This is a genomic window from Paenarthrobacter sp. Z7-10, from assembly GCF_026932795.1.
Taxonomy (GTDB): domain Bacteria; phylum Actinomycetota; class Actinomycetes; order Actinomycetales; family Micrococcaceae; genus Arthrobacter_M.
This window is the reverse complement of record NZ_JADPVH010000060.1, coordinates 1-24,482: the sequence shown is the minus strand read 5'-3', so window position 1 is coordinate 24,482 and position 24,482 is coordinate 1. Positions and strand designations below refer to the sequence as shown.

Annotated in this window: 22 protein-coding genes; 3 read left to right on the top strand and 19 right to left on the bottom strand. The window is 62.1% G+C overall.

Annotated elements, in window-relative coordinates; all coding sequences use genetic code 11:
- Window positions 1–230: 230 nt before the first annotated feature.
- On the bottom strand, window positions 231–1,532 hold the full coding sequence (locus IV498_RS15540) for an MFS transporter (protein WP_269048003.1): 1,302 nt from the start codon (window positions 1,530–1,532) through the stop codon (window positions 231–233).
- A 42-nt stretch (window positions 1,533–1,574) separates the two neighbouring features.
- Between IV498_RS15540 and IV498_RS15535 the strand changes: the two genes are divergently transcribed.
- Window positions 1,575–2,138 carry an ArsR/SmtB family transcription factor gene (locus IV498_RS15535; protein ID WP_269048002.1) on the top strand — a complete coding sequence of 188 codons (564 nt, stop codon included), beginning with the start codon at window positions 1,575–1,577 and terminating at the stop codon, window positions 2,136–2,138.
- Here IV498_RS15535 and IV498_RS15530 read toward each other — a convergent pair.
- The 7 genes from IV498_RS15530 to IV498_RS15500 all read right to left on the bottom strand — a co-directional run bounded on the left by IV498_RS15530 (window position 2,104) and on the right by IV498_RS15500 (window position 13,626).
- Window positions 2,104–3,801: a PIG-L family deacetylase gene (locus tag IV498_RS15530; protein ID WP_269048001.1), complete on the bottom strand. Its 1,698-nt coding sequence runs from the start codon at window positions 3,799–3,801 to the stop codon at window positions 2,104–2,106. The two genes, IV498_RS15535 and IV498_RS15530, sit on opposite strands and share 35 nt — an antisense overlap.
- Before the next feature lie 68 nt (window positions 3,802–3,869).
- Window positions 3,870–5,786 carry a translational GTPase TypA gene (gene typA, locus IV498_RS15525; protein ID WP_269048000.1) on the bottom strand — a complete coding sequence of 639 codons (1,917 nt, stop codon included), beginning with the start codon at window positions 5,784–5,786 and terminating at the stop codon, window positions 3,870–3,872.
- A gap of 305 nt (window positions 5,787–6,091) precedes the next feature.
- On the bottom strand, window positions 6,092–7,867 hold the full coding sequence (locus IV498_RS15520) for a dipeptide ABC transporter ATP-binding protein (RefSeq protein WP_269047999.1): 1,776 nt from the start codon (window positions 7,865–7,867) through the stop codon (window positions 6,092–6,094).
- Complete coding sequence (locus IV498_RS15515) at window positions 7,864–8,823, bottom strand: ABC transporter permease (protein ID WP_269047998.1); 960 nt, start codon at window positions 8,821–8,823, stop codon at window positions 7,864–7,866. Before IV498_RS15515 ends, IV498_RS15520 begins: the two co-directional genes overlap by 4 nt.
- Window positions 8,816–9,742 (bottom strand): ABC transporter permease, encoded by a 927-nt coding sequence (locus tag IV498_RS15510; protein WP_269047997.1) that lies wholly within the window; start codon window positions 9,740–9,742, stop codon window positions 8,816–8,818. Before IV498_RS15510 ends, IV498_RS15515 begins: the two co-directional genes overlap by 8 nt.
- 123 nt (window positions 9,743–9,865) lie before the next feature.
- On the bottom strand, window positions 9,866–11,524 hold the full coding sequence (locus tag IV498_RS15505; protein WP_269047996.1) for a peptide ABC transporter substrate-binding protein: 1,659 nt from the start codon (window positions 11,522–11,524) through the stop codon (window positions 9,866–9,868).
- Window positions 11,525–11,736: 212 nt separating this feature from the next.
- A complete protein-coding gene (locus IV498_RS15500) occupies window positions 11,737–13,626 on the bottom strand; it encodes an ABC transporter ATP-binding protein (RefSeq protein WP_269047995.1) in 1,890 nt (629 codons plus the stop codon).
- A 79-nt stretch (window positions 13,627–13,705) separates the two neighbouring features.
- On the opposite strand from IV498_RS15500, the gene IV498_RS15495 reads away from it, so the two are divergent.
- Window positions 13,706–14,338 (top strand): PH domain-containing protein, encoded by a 633-nt coding sequence (locus IV498_RS15495; protein ID WP_269047994.1) that lies wholly within the window; start codon window positions 13,706–13,708, stop codon window positions 14,336–14,338.
- Window positions 14,339–14,409: 71 nt separating this feature from the next.
- On the opposite strand, the gene IV498_RS15490 is transcribed toward IV498_RS15495, so the two are convergent.
- The 3 genes from IV498_RS15490 to IV498_RS15480 all read right to left on the bottom strand — a co-directional run bounded on the left by IV498_RS15490 (window position 14,410) and on the right by IV498_RS15480 (window position 19,057).
- On the bottom strand, window positions 14,410–15,519 hold the full coding sequence (locus tag IV498_RS15490; RefSeq protein WP_269047993.1) for an ABC transporter permease: 1,110 nt from the start codon (window positions 15,517–15,519) through the stop codon (window positions 14,410–14,412).
- Window positions 15,516–17,057 carry an ABC transporter permease gene (locus IV498_RS15485; RefSeq protein WP_269047992.1) on the bottom strand — a complete coding sequence of 514 codons (1,542 nt, stop codon included), beginning with the start codon at window positions 17,055–17,057 and terminating at the stop codon, window positions 15,516–15,518. Before IV498_RS15485 ends, IV498_RS15490 begins: the two co-directional genes overlap by 4 nt.
- A gap of 209 nt (window positions 17,058–17,266) precedes the next feature.
- A complete protein-coding gene (locus IV498_RS15480; RefSeq protein ID WP_269047991.1) occupies window positions 17,267–19,057 on the bottom strand; it encodes an ABC transporter family substrate-binding protein in 1,791 nt (596 codons plus the stop codon).
- 366 nt (window positions 19,058–19,423) lie between these two features.
- On the opposite strand from IV498_RS15480, the gene IV498_RS15475 reads away from it, so the two are divergent.
- Complete coding sequence (locus tag IV498_RS15475) at window positions 19,424–20,008, top strand: acyltransferase (protein ID WP_269047990.1); 585 nt, start codon at window positions 19,424–19,426, stop codon at window positions 20,006–20,008.
- Window positions 20,009–20,041: 33 nt separating this feature from the next.
- On the opposite strand, the gene IV498_RS15470 is transcribed toward IV498_RS15475, so the two are convergent.
- From IV498_RS15470 to ychF, 8 genes are all read right to left on the bottom strand, one after another.
- The gene (locus IV498_RS15470) at window positions 20,042–20,296 is read right to left on the bottom strand and encodes a Txe/YoeB family addiction module toxin (RefSeq protein WP_269047989.1); all 255 of its coding nucleotides are present in this window, start codon (window positions 20,294–20,296) and stop codon (window positions 20,042–20,044) included.
- The gene (locus IV498_RS15465; protein ID WP_269047988.1) at window positions 20,296–20,547 is read right to left on the bottom strand and encodes a type II toxin-antitoxin system Phd/YefM family antitoxin; all 252 of its coding nucleotides are present in this window, start codon (window positions 20,545–20,547) and stop codon (window positions 20,296–20,298) included. Before IV498_RS15465 ends, IV498_RS15470 begins: the two co-directional genes overlap by 1 nt.
- Before the next feature lie 315 nt (window positions 20,548–20,862).
- Window positions 20,863–21,276 carry a PIN domain-containing protein gene (locus IV498_RS15460; protein WP_269047987.1) on the bottom strand — a complete coding sequence of 138 codons (414 nt, stop codon included), beginning with the start codon at window positions 21,274–21,276 and terminating at the stop codon, window positions 20,863–20,865.
- Window positions 21,273–21,491: a type II toxin-antitoxin system VapB family antitoxin gene (locus IV498_RS15455; protein WP_269047986.1), complete on the bottom strand. Its 219-nt coding sequence runs from the start codon at window positions 21,489–21,491 to the stop codon at window positions 21,273–21,275. Before IV498_RS15455 ends, IV498_RS15460 begins: the two co-directional genes overlap by 4 nt.
- Before the next feature lie 443 nt (window positions 21,492–21,934).
- Window positions 21,935–22,123 carry a hypothetical protein gene (locus IV498_RS15450; protein WP_269047985.1) on the bottom strand — a complete coding sequence of 63 codons (189 nt, stop codon included), beginning with the start codon at window positions 22,121–22,123 and terminating at the stop codon, window positions 21,935–21,937.
- Between the two features lie 405 nt (window positions 22,124–22,528).
- The gene (locus tag IV498_RS15445; RefSeq protein ID WP_269047984.1) at window positions 22,529–22,849 is read right to left on the bottom strand and encodes a HigA family addiction module antitoxin; all 321 of its coding nucleotides are present in this window, start codon (window positions 22,847–22,849) and stop codon (window positions 22,529–22,531) included.
- Window positions 22,824–23,096 carry a type II toxin-antitoxin system RelE/ParE family toxin gene (locus IV498_RS15440; RefSeq protein WP_330059729.1) on the bottom strand — a complete coding sequence of 91 codons (273 nt, stop codon included), beginning with the start codon at window positions 23,094–23,096 and terminating at the stop codon, window positions 22,824–22,826. The genes IV498_RS15445 and IV498_RS15440 overlap by 26 nt, the downstream gene beginning before the upstream one ends.
- Before the next feature lie 33 nt (window positions 23,097–23,129).
- Complete coding sequence (gene ychF, locus IV498_RS15435; protein ID WP_269047983.1) at window positions 23,130–24,215, bottom strand: redox-regulated ATPase YchF; 1,086 nt, start codon at window positions 24,213–24,215, stop codon at window positions 23,130–23,132.
- Window positions 24,216–24,482: the final 267 nt, after the last annotated feature.

Sequence of the window (24,482 nt, the reverse complement as noted above, 5' to 3'; positions counted from 1 at the left end):
ACGTGACCTGACCGGGAAACCCGACCCTTGCGTAAAAGACGAACCCTTCCCCAAAAACGATGAACTACTTACTGCTGCTGATTCCATGGGTGCTGCAACTCCCGATTAGTCGGGGGTGTTGCAACGTTCGCTAGAACTCGCCCTGCCCGGCCATCACCCCGCTCACTTGGGCAGAATGGGACGGGGTCACGGCCTGCCGGACGGATAGCAGTTGTGCCTACACGCTTTCGTCAGTCCGCTGCTTTTACGTGCGCGACGGAGTCCGGCAGCTTCTTCATGCCCAGCAAGGGCGAGAAAAAGACGATCGCCACCGGAATCAAACCACCCAGAGCCCCAATCCACAGCGTCGTCATCAGGCCCAGCCAGCCGGCCAGGACACCGGAAAGCAGCGCCGAGACAGGCAGCACGCCGAAGACCAGGAATCGGATGGAGGCATTCATGCGGCCCAGCAGGCGTGGCGGGCAGACCCGCTGGCGCATGCTGACCTGCATGATGTTGTAGGCCAGCACGGCGAAATTGAACATGAAGTCGGAAAGCACCAGAATCACCAGCGACTGCCAGCGTTCCGGGCAGATCGCCGCGACAGGCATCAGGATGACGGCGCAGGTGGAGCCCAGCGCAGCCAGCGGAATGACCGTCCCCTCGCCGATCCTGCGGGAGATCCACGGAGTCGACACTGCGCCCAGCACGCCGCCCACCGAACCGACGGACAAAATGATTCCCAGCCCTACCGCGCCAAGATGGAGCTCGCGCAGAATGAGGATGGGCAGCATGGTGATGGTGATGGCCGAAAAGAGGTTGAGCCCGGCCGTGCAGGTGACGATCCGGCTGATCAGGGGATGCCGGATCACGAAGGACAGGCCTTCGCGGATCTCCACCGCCAGCGGCCGCCGGTCTGCGATTGCGTGCGGTTGTTCGTCGTCGCGGGTTCGCCACAGGAACAGCGCTGAGCAGAGATAGCCCAGGGACTCCCCCAGGAAGAGCATCGGAGCACTCAGCACTGTCAGCAGTACGCCGCCCAGGGCGGGGCCGCCGACCCTGGAAATTTGGGCGGTGCTCTCCAGCTTGGAATTGGCGTCCGCCACCTGTTCGCCGCGCACCAGGATGGGCACGATGCTCTGGTACGAAACGTCGAAGAAAACGGTGGCCACCCCAACGGCGCCGGCTACCACATAGAGGTGCCACACCTGCAGCAGATGAAGCCACCACAGGACGGGAACCGCAAGCATGACCGCCATCCGGACCAGGTCTGCAATAATCATGACCCGCCGTTTGATCCAGCGGTCCACCCAAGCCCCGGCCGGCAGGCCAACCACCAGGAAAGCCGCCATTCCCGCGGCGTTGAGCGCCCCGACCTGAAACTCCGAGGCGGACAGAATGGAAACGGCCAGGACTGGGAAGGCCAGCTGGCCCAGCTGGGCCCCCAATTGACTTAACGTCTGGCCGGTCCAGAACTTCAGGAAGTTGCGACTCTGCAACAACGACGGTGAGACCTCCGCCTGGGAATCTACGGTCACAGGTTTTAGTTTCATCGTCCCATTGGCTTCTGTCAATGGCTACTTTAGGCTGGGACTGTGACCGAATGGGATCCAACGGAAACCCCTCTGGCCCGCAACCGGGCCCTCAGCTCTCCGCTGCGACTGAGAATACTTCGTTTCTGTTTATATCAGGCGCGCACTAACAAAGAGATCGCGGATGCGCTGGGCATGAACCCCGCCTCCACGCTGCACCACGTGCGTACCCTGGTGCGGACGGGGTTCCTGTTGCCGCAGGACCCTCGGCACGGCAAACGGGGCGCCCGGGAGATCCCCTATCTGGCCAGCGGACGCTCTTGGGGAACCACAGTGGACAACGTGGCGCCGGTGGTGATCGAGACCTTCCTGCAGGAAATTCAGGGACTCCCCCCGGCGCAGATCCACGTCCGGCGGCTTGGCCTCAAGCTCAACGCCGCGCACAGTGAGCAGATGCTCACCCGGTTCCGGGCGCTCGCGGATGAGTATGCTGCCATGCCAGCGGACGACGACGGCGTTCCCACCTCGGTTCTGTTTGTTCATCATCCGGATCAGGCGAACGGGAAAATGCCCGCGGGCAGTGCAGGACCTGCTAGCGCGTCGCGCTCCGACGTGGATGGAGAATGAGCGCGCAGGCAATGGCGGCGAGCGGAGTCATTGCAGCGATGCCGAAAAGCCAGACGTTTCCAGAGAGGTTGCCAACAATGAGCGCGGATCCACCACGGGACACGGCCAGAATTCCGGCCACCGCGTACGCTGCCAGGCCGGTCAGCACGGGATACCAGCTGGAGCGTGCCCACAGGCCCACCAGAACGGCGAGCGAGAGCAACAGCAGCAGGGCCGCCGCCGCACCCCAAATCAGTCCCCAACCCTGCAGATAAAAGGTCTGTCCGTGCAATGCAGTGCCCAGAATTCCGGCCAGTAGCCCTGCGGCCACCGCCACAGCGCCGGACTTAAGACGCCGGGCCGGCTTATCGGAGAACGTCGGCCGTGGCCCGCCCGCCTGGGACCGGTACCGATCGGAACTGGAGGGGCGGGATTGCGCGCCGGTATCGGCAGGGGCGCGAACCCCACCAGCGGCCGGTGCGGAGGAACCCGGCTCCGCGGCGGAAGCGGCGCCGCCACCTACTGTGCGGGAATCAGTTGCGCCTGCGTCCCCCGCCCCGCCAGCCACTTCGCGGGAATCAGTTGCGCCTGCGTCCCCCGCCCCGCCAGCCACTTCGCGGGGATCAGTTGCGCCTGCGTCCCCCGCCCCGCCAGCCACTTCGCGGGGATCAGCCACGCCAGGGCCCTCCGCGCCGCCACCCACCGTGCCGGAATCAGCCGCATTGGTGCCCTCCGCGCCGGCGTCCACCGTGCGGGGACCAGGCGTGCGCCAGTCGGCGGGGTCGGGATCTCCCATACCGGAAGCCTTGATGAGGTGAAAGGATTCCCACCCGGAAAGGTCCTTCCAGACGCCGTCCGAGAGCGCGTAGTGGCTGGCATCGGCGTCGACGCTGATCTGCGTCCGGTGCGCCCGCATCGCGGCGCTCTTGGCGGTCGTTTCACCCTGCACGACCGTCCGCTTTGCATCAGGGTCGGACGGAGATTCGGGGCGGTCGCTGACGATGGTGTAAACCACCGGAACCTCCCAGGCGGGCAGTCCATCGGCGGGTGCCGCTGCCGCCAACTTCAATGCCTGCATGGTCAGTTCATGGGTGCGCACATGGTCGGGATGGCCGTAGCCACCGTCAGCCGCATAGGTCACGACGACGTCGGGCCGCAAGGTGCGGATCAGCGCGGCCGCGTGCGCGGCCTCTTCGGCCAGCGGCGCCCGGCAGAGCGAACCCTCCAGCATTGTCTCGGCCGGCTGAGCGCGGCCGTTGGGCCCCCATGACATGCCTGAGTCACGATAAAGCACATCGGCACCCGAGCCAGCTTTGGCTTGTCCGGAGCCGAGCCAATAGTGCCGGCGCACGCCGAGTTCCTCAAGCGCCACGGCCAACTCGGACTCCCGGACCGCGGCGAGGGCGGCGCCGTCGTCGTCGTTCCCAGGCTGACCCACCTGTAGGTGACGCAGCTGCGGCGGGATCACCTCACCCAGTTCCCCCCTGGTGCACGTCAGCACGGCAACCTGAGCTCCCAGTGCCGCGTAGTGCGCCATCGACGCGCCCGTCGTGATCGTCTCATCGTCCGGATGCGCATGGATGAAAAGCAACCGCGGCACTCCGTGCGGGTTATCCAGCGATCCGGGGGTGAACGACAACAGCCCGCCCCTCGGGATTAACGGGGCGGGCTGCTGGAACGTCATATCTCTATAATGCCGGATAACTCACTGTCCTAGTCCAGGCACTCTGCCGTACCATGCACGGCGGGAGCTTAGGACTTGGCGCGGGAGCGGTAGGCCTTGGACCGCTCGTTGGCGTCGAGGAGCAGTTTGCGGATCCGGATGGACTCCGGCGTTACTTCAACGCACTCGTCCTCGCGGGCGAATTCCAGCGACTCCTCCAGCGTCAGGTTGCGCGGGGGCGTCAGGTTTTCGAACGTGTCCGAAGACGCGGCGCGCATGTTGGTCAGCTTCTTTTCCTTGGTGATGTTCACGTCCATGTCATCTGCACGCGAATTCTCACCCACGATCATGCCCTCGTAGACCTCCGTGGTGGGCTGGACGAAGAAGGAACCGCGCTCCTGCAGGTTGATCATCGCGAACGGAGTCACGACGCCGGAGCGGTCCGCGATCATCGATCCGTTGGTGCGATACTCGATCGGCCCGGCCCACGGCTCATAGCCCTCCGCGATTGACGCGGCGATACCGGCCCCGCGGGTGTCCGTGAGGAAGCGGGTGCGGAAACCGATCAGGCCACGGGCGGGAACGATGAATTCCATCCGGACCCAGCCGGTGCCGTGGTTGGCCATGTTGGTCATCCGGCCCTTACGTGCGGCCATCAGCTGCGTCACATTGCCCAGGTATTCTTCCGGCACGTCGATGGTCATGTGTTCCATCGGCTCGTGGATCTTGCCGTCGATGGTCTGGGTGACCACCTGCGGCTTGCCCACTGTCAGTTCAAAGCCTTCACGGCGCATCTGCTCAACCAGGATGGCCAGTGCCAACTCGCCACGGCCCTGGACTTCCCAGGCGTCGGGACGTTCGGTGGGCAGCACCCGGAGGGAGACGTTGCCGACGAGCTCGCGGTCCAGCCGATCCTTGACTTGGCGGGCGGTGACTTTGTGGCCCTTAACGCGGCCGGCAATCGGAGAGGTATTGATACCGATCGTCATCGAGATGGCCGGATCGTCAACCTTGATCAGCGGCAACGGCTTGGGGTTGTCCAGATCGGTCAGCGTCTCACCAATGGTGATGTCCTCAATACCGGCGACGGCGACGATCTCGCCGGGGCCGGCGGACTCGACCGAGACGCGCTCAAGGGCCTTGGTGGCCAGCAGCTCGGTAATTTTGACGCTCTTCAGTGTGCCGTCGTGGCGGGCCCAGGCCACGGTCTGGCCCTTGCGCAGGGTTCCGTTGTAGATGCGCAGCAGTGCCAGACGCCCCAGGAACGGGGAGGCGTCCAGGTTAGTCACGTGCGCCTGCAGGACGCCCACCGGATCGTACGTCGGAGCCGGAATGTGCTCGATGATGGCCCGGAACAGCGGCTCGAGGTCGTCATTGTTCGGGACCGTGCCGTTTTCCGGCTGGTCCAGCGACGCGGCGCCGACCTTGGCCGCGGCGTACACGACGGGAACGTTCAGGACGGCGTCCAAGTCAAGATCCGGCACTTCATCGGCCAAGTCGGAGGCCAGTCCGAGCAGCAGATCCATGGACTCGTGCACGACCTCGTCGATGCGGGAGTCAGGCCGGTCGGTTTTGTTCACCAGCAGGATGACGGGAAGCTTGGCGGCCAGAGTCTTGCGAAGCACGAAGCGGGTCTGCGGCAGCGGCCCCTCGGACGCATCCACCAGCAGCACAACGCCGTCGACCATGGAGAGCCCACGCTCCACCTCGCCACCGAAATCTGCGTGGCCCGGGGTGTCGATGACGGAGATGGTGATGGTTTCACCGTTCGAGGCCGGCCCGTTGTAGGCCACTGTGGTGTTCTTCGCCAGAATGGTGATGCCTTTTTCGCGTTCCAGGTCGCCGGTGTCCATGACCCGGTCCGCCACAACGCCATGCTCTGCAAAGGAATGCGTCTGCTTGAGCATCGCGTCCACCAGTGTGGTCTTGCCGTGGTCAACGTGCGCCACGATGGCCACGTTGCGCAGGTCATTGCGCGAAGCTAAGTTGACGATGGTTTCAGACATGCGTAAAGGCTCGATTCAGTATATTCCCGGCGGAAGGCCCGTGGGCCGTAAGTGTTAATCCCAGATGTTTGCTGGCCCCGAAATTGGGCACATATGACCATTCTACCCGCTGTCCCAAGCTGAGCCTAAAGGACATCCACTTTCCATGGCCGTCGGGTGCCACACCTCGGCGGCCGCCGCGGCGGCGGATGCTGGCGGAGCAGCCGGAGGTCAGTAAGAGGGACAGTAAGAGCGCCATTTGTAGGAATCGAAAATGGTGCCACCCGCCGTGCGGATGACACCATTTCCAGGCTGCAGCTGCCGGGTCAGGCGACGGCGAGCCGTGAACCCGGGATGGCGTCGAGCAGGTCCCGCGTGTACTGCTTGGCGGGGGCCTCAAAGACATTATCCGTTGTTCCGGTTTCTACGATCTTGCCGTTCTCCATCACGCAGACGTGATCGGCAATCTGCCGTACCACCGCCAGGTCATGGGTGATGAACAGATAGGTCAGGCCCAGCTCCGACTGCAGATCCGCCAGCAAGTTCAGGATCTGTGCCTGTACCAGGACGTCAAGTGCCGAAACGGCCTCGTCACAGATCACCACCTCCGGATCGAGGGCCAGCGCACGGGCGATGGCGACACGTTGACGCTGGCCGCCGGAGAGCTCGTTCGGAAAGCGCTGCATGGACGACGCCGGCAGAGCCACCTGGTCCAGCAGTTCGCGGACTTTGACTTCCCGGCTCTTCTTGTCACCTATCTTGTGAACCCGCAGGGGTTCCTCGATGGTCCGGTAGATGTTGTACATCGGATCGAGTGAGCCGTACGGGTCCTGGAAAATGGGCTGGACCCTGCGGCGGAAGTCGAACAACGACTTCCGGTCCAGCGAGGCCAGATCCACGCCATCAAAAACGATGTTCCCGGCAGAGGGCTTCTCCAGGTTCAGCACCATCTTGGCCACCGTCGACTTGCCCGAGCCGGACTCTCCCACCACAGCCAAGGTGGTGCCGCGCTTGATGTCGAAGGACACATCATCCACGGCCTTGAAGTCGGTGGACTTTCCCAGTCCGCCGCGGAGCTTGTAGATCTTGCTCAGATTCCGGACCTGGATGACATCCTCGGCCTTGGCCACGGCGGCAGTATCCGGCGCCAATTCCTCCGGCGACTCCTTGCCAGCGGCCCGCGTCGACTGGATGCGGCGCGAGGCCAGGGAGGGCGCCGAGGCGACCAGCCTCTGGGTGTACGGGTGCTGCGGGTTGCGCAGGATATCCAAGGCCGGCCCGGACTCCACCACCTGCCCCTTGTACATCACCACAACTTTTTCGGCGCGTTCCGCGGCGAGACCGAGATCGTGGGTGATCAGCAGCACCGCAGTGTTCAGCTCGCTCGTCATCGTGGCCAAATGGTCCAGGATCTGCCGCTGCACCGTGACATCGAGGGCCGACGTCGGCTCATCTGCGATCAGCAGCCGGGGGCTGCAGGAAAGTCCGATGGCTATCAGCGCGCGCTGGCGCATGCCGCCGGAGAACTCGTGCGGGTACTGCTTGGCCCGCCGTGCGGCATCCGGCAGGCCGGCGTCCGCGAGCACCTCCGCCACCTGCTTGTTGATGTCCTTGCGGGCAAGGTTGTTCGCCTTGAGCGTTTCCTTGACCTGATAGCCGATCTTCCAGACCGGATTCAGGTTGGACATCGGGTCCTGTGGCACCATGCCGATGGACCGGCCACGCAGTTCAACAATGCGTTTGCCGCCGGCCCGGGTGAGGTCCTCGCCGTCGAACATGATTTGGCCGCCGCTGACGCGGCCGTTGGAGGGCAGCAGCCCAATGGCGGCCAGCGCCGTCGTCGACTTGCCCGAACCGGACTCACCCACAATGGCGACCGTTTCAGCCGGCATGACTGTCAGGTTGGCATTGCGGACGGCATGGACATCGCCGGATCCGGTGCTGAACGTGATGGCGAGGTCGCGGATTTCCAGCAGCGGGAGCCGCTCGTCTCCGCCCGCCTCCGTAATGCTGACGGGACGCGCGGCCTTATCCAGGCGGATGGAGTCAGTGCCGCCATCGCTGGTTCCGGTGGGATCAATGCTGATTTTATCGGTGCTCATCGCTTACGAGCCTTCGGATCAAGAGCGTCACGGACGGCATCGCCGAGCATAATGAAACTCAGTACGGTTATCGACAGGGCCAGTGCAGGCCAGAGCAGCGTCGACGGATTGTTGCGCAATGACGTTTGCGCCGCGGAAATGTCATTGCCCCATGACATCACCGAGCCCGGAAGTCCGATACCCAGGAACGACAGGGTGGCTTCCGCCACGATGTAGATGCCCAGCGAAACTGTCGCGATCACGATGACCGGAGAAAGCGAATTAGGGATGACGTGCGTCAGCAGTGCCTTGCCCCGCGAAACACCCAGGGACTGGGCAGCAATCACGAAGTCCGCGTTGCGGACCTCGATGACGGCACCGCGCGTGATCCTCGCAATCTGCGGCCAGCCCAGGGTCACGAGAATGCCGACGACGGTCCAGGCACTGCGGTTCTCCCGGATGAATGGCAGTGAGTTGATCACGATGGCGCCGAGGATCAACGGCAGCGCGAAGAAGGTGTCGCCCAGGCGGGCCAGCACGGCATCAATCCAGCCGCCGTAGTAGCCGGCCACCGCACCCATGGTGCCGCCGATGATCAGCACACCGATCGTGGAAAAAACACCGACTGTCAGTGATGCCTGGGTGCCGAGGATGACGCGGGCATACACGTCACAGCCCTGCAGCGTAAAGCCAAGCGGATGACCGGCCGAGGGCCCCTCATTGGAGTTGATGAGCTCGCATTGGGTGGGATCCGTGTGGGTGAAGAGCCCTGGCAGCAGCGCCACCACCAGCACCAGCAGAATCAGCAGCGCCGAGACGATGAACAGTGGCTGGCGGCGAAGGTTTTTCCACGCTTCCGCCCACAGGCTCAAAGGAGCGGCCTGTTCGTTGAGCTGATCGGTGGTCTGCAGCGGTGTCTCTTCCAGATCCGCTACGAAGTGTTCAATGCGGTTTATGTTTTGGGTTTTCTCAGGCATAACGAATCCTTGGGTCTAGCCAGGCGTAAAGCAGGTCCACCAACAAGTTGGCGAGGACGAACACGAGGACGAGGACGCTGACGATGGAGACCACCATTGGCCCTTCGCCCGCGAGCACCGCCTTGTAAAGCGTGTTGCCGACTCCGGGAACGTTGAAGATTCCTTCGGTGACAATCGCTCCACCCATCAGTGCTCCGAGGTCCGCTCCGAGGAACGTGACAACCGGAATCATCGAGTTGCGCAGGATGTGAGTGACGATGACACGGCGGCGGGAGAGGCCCTTGGCCGTCGCGGTGCGGACGTAGTCCGCATTCATGTTCTCCAGGATGCTGGTCCGGGTCAGCCGCAGGACGTAGGCAAAGGAGACCAGTCCGAGCACGACCGCCGGCAGTGTGAGGTCCAGCCAATGGGCGCCGCTGCTCACCGTGGGCTTGGCCCAACCGAGCTTGACGCCGACCACGAACTGCAGCAGGAAGCCGAGCACGAAGGTGGGGACGGCTATTACCACGAGGGAGACGATCAGCACGGTGCCGTCGAAGAGCTTTCCCTTGCGCAGCCCCGCGATAACACCAAAGGTGACACCAAAAATAGCCTCGATGGCCAGGGGAAAGACGGCCAACCGGGCGGTGACGGGGAAAGCGTTCGCCAGGATCGCGGCGATGGGTCGGCCGGAAAAGCTCGTGCCGAGATTAAAAGTGAACAGATTCTTGATGTAGATGCCGTACTGGACGATGAAGGGCTGATCCAAATGGTATTGGGACGTCAGTTGGGCCACGACAGCCGGACTGATGGGTTTTCCGCCGGACAAGGCGTCGATCGGACTGCCCGACATGGAGAAAACCAAGTAGTAAACAAGCAGGGTAGCCCCGAAGAACACGGGTATGACCTGGAGCACCCGCCGCAGAATGAACCGCAGCATTACAGGATCCTTGTGGAATCGTCGTAACAGAGAGAGGTAGACATAAACACCCTTATTGAAATGTGCGAACATGCCGATGATGGGACCCGGCGGTTGCCGAGCCCCATCATCGGTATGGCTAAATTACTTGCCTGTGATGTTGTTATACAGCGGAACACCGTTCCAGCCGAAGTCAACGTTTGCTACGTTGTTGCTCCAGCCACCGGTCTGAGACTGGTACCACAGCGGAATCACGGGCAGATCCTTGAACAGGATCTCCTGCGCCTCGTTGAACGCCTTGTTGCCTTCTTCGGCGGACTTGGCAGACAGGCCTTCCTTCAGCTTCGCATCGAACTTCGGGTTCGAGTAGTCGCCGTCATTGGAACCGGCACCGGTTCCATACAGCGGGCCGAGGAAGTTGTACAGCGACGGGTAGTCACCCTGCCAGCCGGCGCGCGCGGCGCCAGTCAGGTTCTTCTTGCCGATGACGTTGCGCAGTTCCTTGAACGTTGCGTACGGCTTGCCCTCGGCCTTGATGCCAAGCGAGTTCTTGATCTGGTTGGCGGCAGCGTCAACATATTCCTTGTTGCCGGCACCGTCAACGTTGTAGGCGATGGTGAAGGTCGAGTCGTCCCAGGGAGTGATGGCGTTGGCCTGATCCCACAGCTTCTTGGCTGCCGCGGCATCGTAGGTGAGGACATCTGAACCCGGGATGCTGTCCGAGTAACCGTCGATAACCGGAGCGGTGAAGTCCTTCGCCGCCTTCTTGGTTTTGTTGAAGATCTTGTCGATGATGAGGTCGCGGTTGATCGACTTGGAGATCGCCTGGCGGCGCAGCGATCCGGCTTCACCCTGGAAGGCCTTGAGGTAGCTGGGGATGGTGATCGTGGCATTGCCGGCGTAGGCCTTGACGATGCTGCGGTCCCCGAGGTCCTGCTGGAAGGACTTAATGCTGCTGGCAGGGATTCCGTCCAGCACATCCAAGTTGTCCGAAAGCAAGTCCTGGTACGCAGCGTCAGCGGTGGTGTAAACCTTGAAGGTCACTCCGCCGTTTTTGGCCTTGCGCGGTCCGGAGTAGCTCGGGTTCGGAACCAGGTCCAGTTCGGCGTTGTGCTGCCAGGACTTCAACGTGTACGGTCCATTGCCCACCGGCTTCTCGCCGTAGGCCTTCGGGTCCTTGATGGCGGCTTCCGGCAGCGGGTAGAACGCGGTGTAGCCGAGGCGCAGCGGGAAGTCAGATTCCGGCTGGCTGAGCTTGACGGTGAAGGTGGTGTCATCGACAACCTTCAGCCCTGACATCGTCTGCGCTGTGGGGGCCGCGGTCTTGCCATCCTTGGACATCGCACTGACGGCGTCATAGCCCTCAATCGATTCGAAGAAGTACGAGTTCAGCTGGGCGTTCGTGCTCAGCGCGCCGAAGTTCCAGGCATCCACGAAGTTCTTGGCAGTGATGGGGGAACCATCGCTGAACTTCTGGCCGCTCTTGATCTTGATGGTGTAGTTCTGTGAATCGGTGGTCTTGATGGAATCAGCCATCTCCAGCACCGGCTTGCCCGAAGCGTCATAGCTCTCAAGGCCACTGAACAGGAGGTCCATCACACGGCCGCCGAACACCTCGTTGGTGTTGGCCGGCAGCAACGGGTTCTGCGGCTCGCCGCCATATGCGGTGATCACCTTGCTGGGATTGCCCGCCCCGGAGGAACCATTATCTTTCGCAGTGCTGTCGCCGCCGCCACAGGCCGTCAGGGCCATGGCTACTACGGCGGCAACACCAAGTGCTTTGGAAGTACGCGAAAAGCGCATTCCGCCTCCTATTAAATAGTGCGTTTGTTTCCGGCATTCGATTCGGCCGGGACGACTGCCACTGGTCTGTGGTTTCAGTCACATGGTTAGTAGCCTAAACCCCGAATCGGGGGCGACTTGCACGAAAGGGCCTCCGGCCCAGCGATGTTACCGAGATGTAACTTTTGCGCACGCCGCCGCAAACAGCAAATCGATGGGCCTCCGACGGGGGTCTATTCCTCGCCCACGGCGAGCAGTTGAGCCCTCAGTTCACGGCGTTCCCGCTGTTTTTCCGGGTCGGGCAACGGGACCGCCGCAAGCAGCCGCTGAGTGTATGCTTCCTGCGGATTTCGCAGGATTTCATCACGGGTTCCCTGCTCCACGATGCGGCCCCGCTGCATCACCACGATGCGGTCCGAGAGGTAGTCCACCACTGCCAGGTCGTGAGTGACGAAAAGGCAGGCAAATTTGAGTTCCCGCTGCAGTCCCTGCAGCAGATCCAGCACCGTCGCCTGCACCGAGACATCCAGCGCGGAAGTCGGCTCGTCGGCCACCAGCAGCTGCGGCTTCAAGGACAGCGCCCGGGCAATACCGACCCGCTGTTTCTGGCCGCCGGACAGTTCGTGCGGATAGCGGTTCCGGTAGGAGCGCGGCAATTCCACCTGGTCCAACAGATCCTCGATCCGCTTCTGCAGGGCCGCACCCTTGGCTACTTTCGCCAGATACATTGGCTCGCCAATGCTTTCACCGATCGGAAGGCGTGGATTCAGCGACGAGGACGGGTCCTGGAAAACCATGCCGACCTTTTGGCGCAGATTCCGCAGGTCCTTGGGCCTGGCATGGGTGATGTCCGTGCCCACTACCTGCAGTGTTCCCGCGGCAACTGGAAGCAGGCCGACGGCGGCACGTCCCACCGTGGTTTTTCCGGAGCCGGATTCCCCCACCAGTCCCACCACCTGTCCCGGATAGATGGAAAGGTCTGCTCCTTCCACCGCCCGGAAGGCGGGCACCCGGCCCTGCTTCGGATACTCAATGGCCACGCCGATCAGCTCGAGCACCGGTTGACCCAGCGTCTGCACGGATTCGGCCTTGGTCAGAACCAGCGCCGCCTTGTTGCTGGCTTCGCGGCGTGCCAGCTCTTCGGCATCGACGCTCTCCAGCTCGGCGTGCGCCGCCGCGGCCAGCGCGGCGGTGACATCGACGCCCTCGTTGCCGTCGGTCCCCTCGCCAAGGTGCGGCACCGCGGCCAGCAAGGCCTGGGTGTACTCATGCTGCGGATTGTGGAAAATTTCCTCCGCCGTTCCCGTCTCCACGATCACGCCCTTTCGCATCACCGCGATCCGGTCCGAAAGATCCGCCACCACTCCCATGTCATGGGTGATCAGCACAATGGCCGAATCCAGCTTGTTGCGCAGGTTGCGCATCAGATCCAGAATTTCCGCCTGGACCGTCACATCCAGGGCCGTGGTGGGCTCGTCGGCAATCAGCAGTTTCGGATCACAGGAGAGCGATTGGGCAATCATGGCACGCTGACGCTGACCGCCGGACAATTGGTGCGGATAGGACTTGAAGGCCTTTTCGGGGTCCGGCAGTTCCACCAGCTCGAGCATTTTCAGGGCGCGCAGCCGGGCCTCATCCGGAGAGATGGCGTTGTGCAGCCGCAGGGTTTCGACGATCTGGAAGCCCACAGTGTAGACCGGGTTCAGGGCTGTCATCGGCTCCTGGAAAATCACCGCGACGTCCTTGCCCCTGATCTGGCGCAGCTTGCCGCCACTCAGGTTGAGGATCTCGCGCCCGTTGAGCTTCACGCTGCCGGTGACACGGCTGTTGGACGGCAGCAGACCGAGAATCGCCATGGAGCTGGCGCTCTTGCCGGAACCGGACTCCCCCACGATGGCCAGAACCTCGCCGGCGCGGACCTCGTAATTGAGGCCAATGGCTGCCGGAACCCATTCTTTGTCGACACCGAAGTCCACGGACAAATCCCGCACCTGGAGCACCGGGGCACTGCGGTTCCCCCGCCGGCTCGGAAAATTTCCTTCCGCCGGCGTACCCGTCGCGGTGTCGATGTTTACCGGGCCGTCCTCGCCGGCACCGTCGACGGCGTTGGAGTCTTCAGTCATGATTGGTTATTCCTTCCACCGGGGCCGGTGCACTGACAAAAATTAGTGAACTCGCCCGGAATACTGAAACGATGGCGGTATGACGACAAATCCGGCGGTCCCGGAGAGGGAAGAAGTGTTCCGTCCCCGGACCAGCAAAGTCCTGGCATTGCTGCTGTGGGTGCTGGCCGGCGTCGCCGTCGCGTCCTCCGCCGGCGCCGGCAGAGCAGGGTGGTCCGGCGTTCCGCTGGCGCTCACCGTGGCCTTTGCCGGTTATTGGTTGTTTTGGCTTCCCAAGGTTAAGATCGACGACGACGGTGTCACCTTGGTCAATCCCGTCCGCACCATCCGAGTCCCGTGGGCCGCACTGATCACAGTGGACACCAAATTTGCTCTCCGGCTGGTTACCCCGCATGGTTCGTTCACCGCGTGGGCCGCTCCTGCGCCCGGCGTGATGGGATCGTACCGGGCTAAGCCGGCGGACGTCCAAGGGCTCCCCGGATCCACTTACGGGCCGGCCGGGTCCATGCGTCCCGGCGACCTGCGGAACTCCGACTCCGGTGCAGCGGCCTACTTGGTGCGCACCCGCTGGTCCGGGATGGTTGAGGCGGGCCGGATCGATGTGGAGCTGACCGAGAACGCCGCCATCAACATCGATCGCCATTGGCTGCTGCTTGGCATCGCCGGTGTTTTGGCACTTGCGGTGGTGTTGACGATTCTGCTGCCCGGTTAGCCCGCTGAGGAGCGGCGGAAACAGAGTGGCGCCGGCCAGCGGCCGCGCTGAAGTCAATGGTTGGATGCTCATCAGGGTGCCGAAACGGTCTTGGCCTTCTTGGAACTAAACTTTTTCTGCCTTGGGTCAAAGGCGTCCCGCAAACCGTCACCGATGAAATTGATGCACAGGCAGATCACCACGATGAACAGGCCGGGCCACCAAAAGAGCCACGGCCTGGTGGAGAATGCTTCCTGATTCTGCACCACCAGCAGTCCCAGCGAAACGTCAGGTGCTTTGACGCCGAATCCGAGGTAACTCAGTGCGGCCTCAAGCAGGATTGCCGAGGACATCAGCAGTGTCGAGTTGACGATAATGACGCCGACGGCATTGGGCAGGATGTGTTTGAAGATTATCCTCGCATCAGAAGCCCCAGCGATGCGCGCGGCATCGACAAATTCACGTTCGCGCAGGGAAAGGAACTCACCCCGGACCAGGCGCGCAAGTCCGGTCCAGATCACCAGTCCCAAGAAAATGCCCAGCAGCACCACGCCCAGATTCTGCTGCAGGAAATTAAAGACATCATCGACCCAGGAACGGGACACCGTGACGTTTCCGGCGGCGTCGACCACCGTTTGGCCTTGCCCGGAGTTGCCCACCAGGACACCGAGCACGGCCGCAATGACGATGACCGGGATGATGATGATCATGTCCGTGAACCGCATCAGGATGGCTTCGGTGATGCCCCGGAAGTATCCCGACAATGCTCCGACCAGCACTCCGATGACAGAGCCCATGATGCCGATCGTGAACATCACGATGATCGACAGCTGGGCGCCACGCATGGTCATGGCGAACATGTCCCGGCCCACCCGGTCCTGGCCAAAAGGATGATCCCCGAAGTTCAGGAAGCCGGTGTAGGTTGGCACGGCGTCGTTGACGATGGGCGAGACGTCGTTGTAGCTGTAATGCCACCATCCCGGAATGTTGATAAACCCCCAGAGCTGGATACCGCTGGAGCTGAACACCAGGATCACCACCAGGGCGAATACCACCAAACCCACCATGGCGCCGGCGTGGCCGAAGAACCGTTTCCGGATGATCTGTCCCTGGCTTAGGCCCTTGGTTTCCTCGGCAGCCGTCTGGGACGGGCTTGCGTTCGGGTCGTGCGGTGTAGTTTCGGGAGATACAACGGTGGTCATGACTTCACCTTCACGCGGGGATCAAGGGCGGAATAGACAAGGTCCGCCAACAGATTAAAGAGCAGGGCGGTGATGCCCACCACCACGAAAAAGCCCATCACGGGATTGGGATCGATGGCCCGCAGCCCGTTGGCAAACAGCGAACCCATGCCGCTGAAGGAGAACACGCTCTCGGTGATGACCGCGCCGCCGATCAGACCGCCGATGTCGAAGGCCACAATGGTCGCCAGCGGAATGAGTGCGTTGCGGAACGCATGGCGCATCACAACTGTCCGTTCCGAGAGTCCCTTGGCCCGCGCCGTTCGGACGTAGTCCATGTTCATGATTTCCAGCATGGACGAACGTGAGTACCGGGTGTAAGACGCAATGGAGATCAGGATCAGTGCTGTGGTGGGCAGAATCAGGTGCGTCAGCCGGTCCAGCGACATGGTCCAAAAGTCCCCGGAAAGGCCGGGCGTGGCGGCGCCGATCGTGGCAATGGGCCGACCCCGGATCCGCCCATTGTTGTAATACTGCGGCCAGGCCTGCATGAACCGATCGGACAAAATGAGGACACCCATCAGCACCGAGGTAAGGGCGGCGGCACGGACATTCTGGCCCCGGTCGTAGCCCCCCATGAAATAGCCGACGGCGCAGCCCACCAGGACGGCAACCACGCCCAGGAGCACGATCATGATGGCGGTGGCGTAATTGAGCAGCGGCTGAACTGCGAAGTAGGCGATGACACCGACGGCAACGGAGATCAGTGCCGAGTACAGCGCCCTTCGGTTCCTCAGACCCGACGTCAGCGTAGTGATGCCGAAGGCGATGCCGATGCCGGACAAGGCGATGACTACCGGGCCCAAACCAGGAGTGCGGAACCAGCCCGTGAGGGAAACGTAAAACAGGATGACCGCGGTCGCGGCAAATGCGCCGCCAAATGCGAACCCGCGGCGTTTCCACGTTCCGCCGGCCACCGCCACCGCCAACACCCCGACGAGAACGGCAATCAGGACCACAATGCCCGGTGGAATGTCCGGAGTTTTGAGGAAATTATTGAAATCAATGGCGCCATACTCCTTCAGCAGCACGGCAGCCCAGAAGATCGGCAGTGAAAAGAACAGGAACGCCATGAACGTCACGCCGTAGTCCAGCGCACTGTATTGGCGAAGAGCCGTGACAATGCCCAGCGTCACCCCGATCATGATCGCCAGGAAGGAGGCCGCCGTCACCAGGGACAGCGTTTGGATTATGGCCAGACCCAACTGCTGTGTCACCGGCTGGCCCTGCAGGTTTTTTCCCAAGTCACAGGAATTGGCGAAAGGAATAACGCATCCGACCGCGCCCTTGAGCCAAACAAAATAACGCAGCGGCGCCGGCACATTCAAATTCAGCAGGGCCGTGCGTTGCTGAATGAGTTGGGCCTTATTGGGTGCGCTGCTGGAGCGCAGCTCCGCGAGCGGATCCCCTGACGCCGCTGTCAGAAGGTAGACCACAAAGGAGGCGCCCAGCAGGATCAGTACGGCTGTGACGATACGCCGGACGATGTAGGTCAGCATTTATACAACCCTCGATAAAGTCGACCGGGTTGCCCCGGTGTTGTTGCAGCATTCTACTGCACCGCCCTGACATCGTCCCAGTGGGCCGGCTTCGGAAGACGGTTGGACAGGACGCTGCAAGGAGTCGCTTTTTGCTCAGCAGAAAGGCGCTGGGACCAAGCTTCGGTCCCAGCGCCCGTCTGTGCTAACTCAGATCCAGGGTGCGGGGGTTACTTCTGAGACCATTCCCAGAAGTTCCACCAGACCCCGGTGCTCGTGGGGTTGTACTTGACGCCTGTGACGCGGTCACTGTAGGCGTCCACACCCACCGTCTGGAACAGCGGCAAACCGTAGTCGGAGGCCCAGATCAACTTGTCGATCTGCGCTTCCAGGTCGTCCTGCTTGGCCTTGTCGGTGGTCAGGATCAGGTCGCCCATCAGCTTGTCCGCCTCCGGGCTGGAGAACTTGTTGAAGTTGGACGCACCGCCGGTCCGGAAGATCTGCGGTACGGACGAGACACCAACTCCCGGAGAAATCCAGCCAAAGATGGTCGCGTCATAGGTTCCATTGCCCAGGACACCGCCCCAGACGGAGGCACCCAGTCCGTCGTCGACTATCTTGAAGCCCGCCTTGGCAGCAGACTGCGCAATCAGTGTGTAGGCATCGATCCGGTTCGGGTTCTCCTTGTTGTACATGATCTTGACCGTCGGTGTGGCACCGTTGAGCAGCTTCTTCGCGCCAGCGATGTCAACATCCTGGAAGTTGGCCGAACCGTTGTTTTTCACGGTCTCCGCGTACTTGGACTGCGCCGGCAGGAAGATCTGGGAATCGAGCGGCGCCGCGTCCGGGTTCAGCTTCTTGATGATCTTGTCAACGATGTCCTTGCGCGGGACCGTCTTCATGAAGGCCTCACGGACATTTTTGTCCTTGAAGACGCCAGAGTAATTCAGGTCCAGGTGGTCATAGGACAACTGGGGTCCCTTGTCCAGGGTAACGCCCTGGCTTTGCAGGGCTTGCAGCTGCTCCACGGTATCCGCCGAGGCCTGCGGGGCAATAATGTCCGCTTCACCATTCTTCAGCGCCTGGATCTGGGCCGGAGCGCTGGAGATGTACCGGATGGTGATTTCATCCAGTTTGGGCACCGGACCCCAGTTGTAATCCTTGTTCCGCGTCAACGTCATGGACTGATCCGGAACGACGCTCTTCACGACGTAGGGCCCGGTTGACAGTGCAAGCGCCGGGTCGGTAGGCATTGTTTTGGTATCGAAGCCGGTGTTCCAGAAATCAGCGACTTTCTTCAGCTGGGCATTAGGAGCGGCGGGGACGTCCGGATTTCCCTTCGGCAGCGCCTTCAGCATGTCCGTCAGGGCCTTGGCATCCTTGAGGCCGGCCTTCGTCGCCAAAACATGCGCAGGCATGTTGTTGTACATATTGAAGGCGATTTCCCAGTCAGCATAGGGCTTCGAGTACTTAAGGGTGATGGAACGGCCGTCGGCCCCGATTTCCGGGAAATCCGTCAGGCCCAAACCGGACGTATCGCCGGCGTAAGCGAAATACTGCGTTCCCGCGGTGATCTTGCCGTCCGCATCGAACTTGGCACTGTCGTAGTGACCAGACATGGCCGCCCAAGCCAGAATCAGGTCGTTGGCGTCCACCGGAGAACCATCGGACCACTTAACACCCTCGTTAATGGTGTATTTAATCGTCAGCGGGTCGTCAGAAACCTTTTCGTACTTGCCAAACTTTTCGTTCTTGACGATGTTCAGCTGGTTATCGACATAGTTGAAGTCCGCGTGCGTGGCATAGGCAATCTTCGAGTTAATGTCGACATTGCCCTTGGCCGTATTGGAGTTAAACGAACTGAATGCGTTGACCTCAACCACCGTGGCTGTGCCACCGGATTGCGCTCCCGAAGCACTGGAGGTGCCCGAGGGCGCGCTCGAGGTGCTTGAACAGGCGCTCATTGCAAGCGCAGCAATGGCTGCTACTCCCACTGCTTTGGAAATACGTCCGAAACGCATTCCGCCTCCTATATTTCTAAGGTGCGTGTAAACCACGGTGCTCTCACCAAGGCCCGACGCCCGCCAACCGTTTGGTTGGTGGCATGTCTCACATGCTCAGAAGCATAAGCCGGATTTTGCGCTGTAATGGTAAATAAACAGTCACGATTTCGTGTTGTTATCGAGCTGCAACATCTTACTCCCGGGCCACGCGAAGCCGGCTCACAGCCGGCCTCGGCCAACCTGGCCGAATTGGCCGCCTAAGAGTGGCCAAATTTGGGGTGCTTGTCGGTCTCATGAGTGTTTTTCAGCGGTCGAGCAACTCCAGCTTCTATCGAATTCCTTGGCGGTACTCAGGGGCAGTCAAGGGCACGCTCTCTTGGGCACATGGCCAAAATTCAAGGACTCGATGACCTCCTGACTGCGCTGAACGCCAGGGAGACGATCCCTGGAGGTTCGCCGCACCACGAGGCTATGCACGCCGCGAGCCAGGCGTCGCTGCGGATCACCGCCGAGCTTAACGGGCGCTGCCACTCCCCCCATCAGGTGCGGTCCCTGATGAGTGAGCTGACCCGGCGGGCGGTCCCGGAGTCCTTCCAACTCTTCCCGCCTTTGATCGCTGACTTTGGCAAGAACATCCGTTTCGGTGCGGATGTGTTCGTCAACAGTGGCTGCCGGTTCCAGGACCAGGGCGGTATCGAAATCGGCGATGGATCCTTCATCGGCCACAACGCCGTCATCACGACGTTGACCCACGACATGTTGCCGAGCCGACGGGCCGACATGCACCCGGCCCGCGTAGTGATCGGCCGGGGCGCGTGGTTCGGGGCCAACGTGACGGTGTTAGCGGGCGTGACGATCGGCGACGAGGCAGTAGTGGACGCGGGGGCGGTCGTCACAAAGGACGTGCCTGCGCGGGCAGTGGTCGTTGGGGTGCCGGCGAAGCAGGTGGGCACGGTGCCGGAGGGGTGATTACGGCCTTCGCCGTCGAAGTAGTGGAGCCGCTCAGTAGTGGTAGCGCGCCTGGAGGATCACGAGGTCGTCGCCGTCGACGAGGTAGACCAGCCGATGCTCGTCGGTGATGCGTCGCGAACATGAACCTTGAGCGCCATACTTGAGTTGCTCGGGCCTCCCGATGCCATCGAACGGCTCGCGCAGGGAGGCGTCGATGAGCAGATTGATCCGCTTGAGGATCCGCCGATCCGCCGTCTGCCAGTGCTTGTAGTCCTCCCAGGCTGATGGGTCCCAGACCAGGCGCATTAGTCCTCCAGGTCGAGCTCGTGCACCTCGGTTTGCTTTGCGCCTGCGCGCTCGTAGGCGTCGAGCAGCCGGCGGGCGTTGGCAGGCGAGCGGAACAGGTACGCCGTCTCCTGCCATGCCGCGTACTCGTCGGCGGGCATGAGAACGGCATTGCCGTTGCGGGAGACGATCTCGACGGCGTCATGATCGTTGTTGATGCGCTCGATGAGCGGGAACAGCGTCTTGCGCGCCTCACTGGCACTGATCGACATGATGGCACTCCCTTCACTTGGGAAAGTGGTACCTGATTATGGTACCACCTTAGAGTGAGCGGGAGGGCACCGCTGCGGGCCACACTGACGATAATGGCACTAAGAGTTGTCGGCAAACGCATCAACGCCCAACGGCTCGAGCGCGTGCACTGCTGTTGTCGAGCACCTCGGTCACATCGGCGACTCGTACCGCTGCTCCGATGTGCCCCCACAGACGCGCGCAGCGATCGCGGATTTTCTGCTCAGGCACCTCATGGCCGCCGCGCACGCAGCAGCGATCCCTGCGGCCACATCAATCGCGCCTCGTCGAAGGCATCATGACGAGGGTGTGATGTACTCGTGCTGCAGCTCGATGATCCTCGCGATGTAGTCAAAGTCGTGGTCCGCGGCCAGCACCGTGGCGTCATTCGTGATGGCGTAGCCCGCAATGAGGATATCCACTGAGCTGGCAGCCCGCACGAGACCCGCCTTCCACAGTGCGCCCTGGATGTCGATCACCAGCGATTCGTCGGGCGCGTGCTCGAGCGGGAAACCGAGGGAGATCTGCTCTCGGTAGTGCGCGTGCTCCTCGGGCGTCCGAGCGCTGTGGCAGAACTCGAGCACCTGCGGCGGGCAGGTGACGAAGAGGTCGGCCGGCCCTCTCTCGATGCGCCGCAACCGCGCAATGATTCCCGGGTCTCCGGTGGCAAGCCTGGTCCAGACTGAGTTGTCGACCAGATAGTCGGTCACGAGGGCTGGGACTCGCTCGGAGAGACCACCCGCGCGCCGAGCTCGTTCTCGAGGTAGGTCAGTCCTGCGATGCCGTCGATCATCGCGCCCTCCTGCTTCGAGGCGATGAGCCGACGCAACGCAAGGTCGAGGACAGCTCGGTTCGATCGCTCGCCCGTGAGCGCCCTAGCACGCTCGATCAGCTGCGGATCCAGGTCGACGCTGGTGACTGCCATGATGGACTCCTCTCGTTCCTTATATGGCTGAATATATAGCAGTCTGCACCTAGAAGCACCCGCGCTGGATAACAGCTGGTAGACATAGACGTAGAAGCTCCCGGAAGAGAGGGCGGCGCGGATCCAGACCCGGAGGCGGTCAGCGCGCTCCGCGCTGACCGGCGAGCTTACCGGGTGTCGCTCGAACTCCCACGGTCGGCCGTCCTGATTCGCGGCGAGTCGCGACGGCTGGAGTGCGGGCGGGCTTCTCAGTGGCCAAACCTGCGGAATGGCTTGGCGGCGCTGATTCGATCTGAGAGGCCCTGGCAGACGTTTCCGCGGAACTGTTCTCGCGCGATCAGCCCCTCCGCAGTGACACCGCGCTCACCTTCGGCGCGGTTAGCCTCCGGCGCGGAACGCCGTTATGATCACGCCAACATGGGTAAGTTGCTGCTGCACCGACGTCAACCGATCATGTACGCGAATCCGCGCTCCGGCAGGGATTGCCGGAAGTCTGTGACGCCCTGCGCGAAGCCCGGCTCGAGGCCCAATGCGTCAGCGAACGGGTCGAAGCCGATCACAGTGTGTGGGTCGACGAGTGCCTTCTCGGTCTGATCGCTGTCGAACGCGTACGCGTAATATCTGATTCCCATACGACGATCCTAAAGACGGCAGTACGCTGCGCAGGCCAGCGTCCTGCCATCTGTGGATAACTCGAGGCGACGGACCGACGGCCGTCAGACGTTGAAGCGGAACTCCACCAAGTTCCGTAACGGAATAACCTCTAGCCCTCAGCCTCGACGACAGGGCGCGACCGGACACGAGCCGTAGAATCCACAGCGCCCGAGGCGTACGATTTGGTTTCACCCTCCCAAATCCCGATATCGACATTTCGCACGGCATGAACGCCGGAAGGTAGGGCCGTCAACGCATCATCCGCTGCAGCCGGCGCTGGTTTCGTGCTTCCCACACGCAGCCCATAACCGGGATTGGCCTCCATGACATCCCGAACGGCTGCGGTCTGTCTCGAGCAATCAGGCGCACCTCGATCCGCTCGGCTACGCGACCTTCAGCGGCGTGATCAAGGCGACCTTGTCCCGCAGAGTCCTACGCTCGAGCCGCAGCTCGTAGTTGGACTGCAGGTTCATCCAGAACTCATCTGATGTCCCGAAAAACCGCGCCAGCCGGATGGCCGTGTCGGCGGTGATGCCTCGCTTACCGTGCACGATCTCATTGATCCGTCGGGGCGGGACCCCGATCGACACGGCCAACTTGTTCTGCGTGATCCCAAACCCCACGATAAAGTCCTCCATCAAGACCTCCCCAGGATGGATCGGCTTGATCCGGTCGTTCTCAGTGGTAGTCGACGAGTTCGACATACTCCGCGCCTCCTTCTTTCCACACGAAGCAAATGCGCCACTGGGCGTTCACCCGGATGCTGTGTTGCCCGCGACGATCACCGACCAGCCGATTCTCCGGAGGAATCCTCAGATCCTCCGCGTATTTCGCGGCGTGGATCAGTTCGAGCTTCCTCAGGGTCGCTCGCTGCACCGTCCGATCGACACCCTTGACGTACTGCTCCTGCCAGATCTGCTCGGTGGTCTTGTTGCCGAATGATCTGATCACGCATTCAGCCTATAACGCACCGCGTCAATAACGCTAGACGTTAAATCTGAACTCCACCACATCGCCGTCGGCCATCACGTAGTCCTTACCCTCAATCCGGACCTTCCCGCGCGACTTTGCCTCCGCCATCGAGCCGGCCGCGATCAGGTCATCGAAACTGACCACCTCGGCCTTAATGAATCCACGCTGGAAGTCGGTGTGGATCACGCCCGCCGCCTGCGGAGCAGTGTCACCGCGATGAATGGTCCACGCCCGCGTCTCCTTCGGCCCGGCGGTCAGGTACGTCTGCAGACCCAAGGTATGGAAGCCAACCCGCGCCAGCTGGTCCAGACCGGATTCCACCTGCCCGCTCAGCTGCAGCATCTCCTGCGCTTCCTCGGGATCCAGCTCCACCAGATCCGCCTCCAGCTTGGCATCCAGGAAGATCGCATCCGCCGGCGCCACCAGGTCCAGCAGCTCGCGCTGCCGCTCCGGGCTGCCGAGCACTGCATCATCGACATTGAAGACGTAGATGAATGGCTTGGCCGTCAGCAGGCTCAACTCGCGCAGGTATTCCATCTCCAGCTTGTCGCTGGCGGCGGCGGCGAAGATCGTGTCGCCTCGCTCCAGCACGGCCTTGGCCTTCTCGACGGCCGCGAGCTCGGCGGCTTCACGCTGCTTGAGCTTGACGGCCTTTTCCAGCCGCGGAATGGCTTTTTCCACGGTTTCCAGATCGGCCAGGATCAGCTCGGTATTAATGGTCTCCATGTCCGAGCGGGGATCCACCCGACCGTCGACATGCACCACGTCCGGATCATCGAATACACGGATCACCTGCGCAATGGCCTCGGCTTCGCGGATGTTGGCCAGGAATTTGTTGCCCAGGCCCTCCCCCTCGGATGCTCCCTTGACGATGCCGGCGATGTCAACGAAGGACACGGCCGCGGGCATCAGGCGTGCAGAACCGAACACGTCCCCGAGCTGCTGCAGCCGCGGGTCCGGCAGGCTGACCATGCCGACGTTCGGCTCGATCGTGGCGAACGGATAGTTCGCGGCGAGCACGTTGTTGCGGGTGAGTGCGTTGAAAAGGGTTGATTTGCCGACGTTGGGCAGTCCGACGATGCCAATAGTAAGTGCCACGGTTACCAAGCTTACTGGAGCTGCCCGCGGCGGAGACGCACGAGCGCACGACGGCGGGCTGCCGCCGCCGGGCTGCCGTCGTCGGGCTGCCGGTTCTGCTCAGTGGTCGGGTCGGTCGATGCGCAGCTTGAATTCTAGGGGTTGTTGCAACACCCGGGTTTAGCTGGCTCTTAGTAGATCACGTAGTTGTTCGGCTGGGGTATTCCAGCCCAGTGTTTTGCGGGGGCGGGCGTTGAGTTCCTGGGCGACGTGTTCGAGGTCTTCGGG

Excerpts from the sequence above, each read along its gene's own strand:
- IV498_RS15485 (WP_269047992.1), bottom strand. The coding sequence starts at position 17,057 with ATGCTGACCTACATCGTCCGGCGTATCGTCACAGCCGTACTGATCCTG.
- IV498_RS15470 (WP_269047989.1), bottom strand. The coding sequence starts at position 20,296 with ATGCGCCTGGTCTGGGACCCATCAGCCTGGGAGGACTACAAGCACTGG.
- IV498_RS15540 (WP_269048003.1), bottom strand. The coding sequence starts at position 1,532 with ATGAAACTAAAACCTGTGACCGTAGATTCCCAGGCGGAGGTCTCACCG.
- IV498_RS15450 (WP_269047985.1), bottom strand. The coding sequence starts at position 22,123 with ATGGGAATCAGATATTACGCGTACGCGTTCGACAGCGATCAGACCGAG.
- IV498_RS15495 (WP_269047994.1), top strand. The coding sequence starts at position 13,706 with ATGACGACAAATCCGGCGGTCCCGGAGAGGGAAGAAGTGTTCCGTCCC.
- IV498_RS15515 (WP_269047998.1), bottom strand. The coding sequence starts at position 8,823 with ATGCCTGAGAAAACCCAAAACATAAACCGCATTGAACACTTCGTAGCG.
- IV498_RS15520 (WP_269047999.1), bottom strand. The coding sequence starts at position 7,867 with ATGAGCACCGATAAAATCAGCATTGATCCCACCGGAACCAGCGATGGC.
- typA (WP_269048000.1), bottom strand. The coding sequence starts at position 5,786 with ATGTCTGAAACCATCGTCAACTTAGCTTCGCGCAATGACCTGCGCAAC.
- IV498_RS15505 (WP_269047996.1), bottom strand. The coding sequence starts at position 11,524 with ATGCGCTTTTCGCGTACTTCCAAAGCACTTGGTGTTGCCGCCGTAGTA.
- IV498_RS15475 (WP_269047990.1), top strand. The coding sequence starts at position 19,424 with ATGGCCAAAATTCAAGGACTCGATGACCTCCTGACTGCGCTGAACGCC.
- IV498_RS15480 (WP_269047991.1), bottom strand. The coding sequence starts at position 19,057 with ATGCGTTTCGGACGTATTTCCAAAGCAGTGGGAGTAGCAGCCATTGCT.
- IV498_RS15445 (WP_269047984.1), bottom strand. The coding sequence starts at position 22,849 with ATGTCGAACTCGTCGACTACCACTGAGAACGACCGGATCAAGCCGATC.
- IV498_RS15510 (WP_269047997.1), bottom strand. The coding sequence starts at position 9,742 with ATGCTGCGGTTCATTCTGCGGCGGGTGCTCCAGGTCATACCCGTGTTC.
- IV498_RS15530 (WP_269048001.1), bottom strand. The coding sequence starts at position 3,801 with ATGACGTTCCAGCAGCCCGCCCCGTTAATCCCGAGGGGCGGGCTGTTG.
- IV498_RS15455 (WP_269047986.1), bottom strand. The coding sequence starts at position 21,491 with ATGGCAGTCACCAGCGTCGACCTGGATCCGCAGCTGATCGAGCGTGCT.
- IV498_RS15465 (WP_269047988.1), bottom strand. The coding sequence starts at position 20,547 with ATGTCGATCAGTGCCAGTGAGGCGCGCAAGACGCTGTTCCCGCTCATC.
- IV498_RS15490 (WP_269047993.1), bottom strand. The coding sequence starts at position 15,519 with ATGACCACCGTTGTATCTCCCGAAACTACACCGCACGACCCGAACGCA.
- IV498_RS15500 (WP_269047995.1), bottom strand. The coding sequence starts at position 13,626 with ATGACTGAAGACTCCAACGCCGTCGACGGTGCCGGCGAGGACGGCCCG.